Annotated in this window: 1 protein-coding gene; it reads left to right on the forward strand. The window is 47.1% G+C overall.

Features of this window, described 5'->3' with window-relative positions; genetic code table 11:
• On the forward strand, positions 1–238 hold a 238-nt coding region (locus SB749_RS20810; protein WP_410711991.1), incomplete at both ends, for an rRNA adenine N-6-methyltransferase family protein.

The raw sequence follows: 238 nt of genomic DNA on the forward strand, positions 1-238 counted from the left end.
CGCATGACCGAGCTAATGCGATTAGCCGGTGTGCAACATAAGATGTTAGAAATAGGCACCGGGTCGGGCAATCAAACGGCGGTTTTAGCTAAAACCTTTGATAAGGTATATTCGGTAGAGCGTATTAAAGCTTTGCAATGGCAAGCTAAACGCCGATTACACCAGCTCGATTTGTACAATGTCACCATGAAACATGGCGATGGTTGGCAAGGCTGGCAGTCACAAGCGCCATTTGATG

Origin of the sequence: Brevibacterium sp. SIMBA_078 (assembly GCF_046534565.1) — a bacterium.
Taxonomy (GTDB): Bacteria; Actinomycetota; Actinomycetes; order Actinomycetales; family Brevibacteriaceae; genus Brevibacterium.